This window comes from Pseudomonas sp. 2995-1 (assembly GCF_002742505.1).
In the GTDB taxonomy this organism is placed as follows: Bacteria; Pseudomonadota; Gammaproteobacteria; order Pseudomonadales; family Pseudomonadaceae; genus Aquipseudomonas; species Aquipseudomonas sivasensis.
Window position 1 is genome coordinate 1 of the sequence record NZ_LJSA01000031.1, and the last position, 230, is coordinate 230.

General features: G+C 52.2%; 1 pseudogene. It reads right to left on the reverse strand.

The features are described 5' to 3' along the window. Positions 1-230 (reverse strand): annotated as a pseudogene (locus AOA61_RS32090) (hypothetical protein); the annotation flags it as partial.

Here is a 230-nt window from a genome sequence, read left to right on the forward strand (position 1 = left end):
GCAGAAGGTAAAGCGCCTTCTGAAGACCTGCGTCGATACAGCTCCTTCAACCCAGTAAGCGACTCGACCTTGAGGTCATGCTGGTGGGTATTGACGTACACATCACCACCCTCGACCTCCATGACACAGATCGGCACCTTTGCGGGGTTAAATCCCATGGACAATGAAGTCAATTTTTCCATTTTCCAGCACGAACCCTTATTCATCCAGCCGGGGGTGACGACTTGGAC